This is a genomic window from Anaerococcus lactolyticus ATCC 51172 (assembly GCF_000156575.1).
Lineage (GTDB): Bacteria > Bacillota > Clostridia > Tissierellales > Peptoniphilaceae > Anaerococcus > Anaerococcus lactolyticus.
In genome coordinates this window covers 229,955-230,351 of the sequence record NZ_GG666047.1, presented here as the reverse complement: position 1 = coordinate 230,351, position 397 = coordinate 229,955, and the positions used below count along the sequence as shown (strand labels likewise).

Here is a 397-nt window from a genome sequence, read left to right as displayed (position 1 = left end):
GTACGGACACTTACGAAAAAATTAATGGAGCAAACCTTTACGGAATGCTCCATTTTTTTAATTTTTACCTTGTTAGGGAGAGCCCTAAGACCCCGAAATATATTTTATAAAGGAGAATAAAATGGCAAATAGATTTAGAAATGAAAGAATAGAAATAAAACTAACCAAAGAAGAAAAAGAAGTTTTTGAAAAAAAAATGAAACTTGCTAATTGCAAAACTATGTCCCACTTTCTTAGAAAATGTGTCTTAGAAAAAGAAATTTATGTTGTAGATTTAGAACCATTCAGAAACCTACAATGGCTACTTTCAAATGCAACAAATAATATAAACCAGATTGCAAAAGCTACTAATACAACTGGTGTTATTTACAAGAATGAAATTGAATCTATGAATAAG

Annotated in this window: 1 protein-coding gene; it reads left to right on the top strand. The window is 29.0% G+C overall.

Features of this window, described 5'->3' with window-relative positions:
* Nucleotides 1-121 precede the first annotated feature (121 nt).
* The coding region (locus tag HMPREF0072_RS07730) for a plasmid mobilization protein (RefSeq protein WP_004828914.1) at nucleotides 122-397 on the top strand (276 nt) is incomplete at its 3' end.